At 70.0% G+C, this 273-nt stretch carries 1 protein-coding gene; it reads right to left on the minus strand.

Annotation, left to right across the window (positions count from 1 at the left end; genetic code table 11):
• A partial coding sequence (locus AC5RWU_RS24775) for a ferredoxin reductase domain-containing protein (RefSeq protein WP_493986806.1) occupies nucleotides 1–273 on the minus strand: 273 nt, incomplete at both ends.

Genomic DNA, 273 nt, shown 5'->3' on the forward strand with positions numbered 1-273 from the left:
GCATGAGCAGCGGCCGGGGCTGCTCGGGCAGCACGAAATCCCCCTGCGGAGGTGCCAGGAACAGCACATCCCCGGGGCGGGTGTTGCGGACCAGGGCGCGGGAGACCGCACCGACGTCGGTCACGGTAATTGCGGGATCCTGGCCTGCCGCTGTGCTGAGCGAATACGAGCGCCAATGCCACACCCCGTCCATCTCGACGCCGATCCGCGCCCACTGGCCGGCCTTGTGCGCCTGCCAGCCGCGTCCGGGCCGGAAGAAAATGGTTGCGGAGC

The organism is Arthrobacter sp. B0427-1-12 (assembly GCF_059092905.1).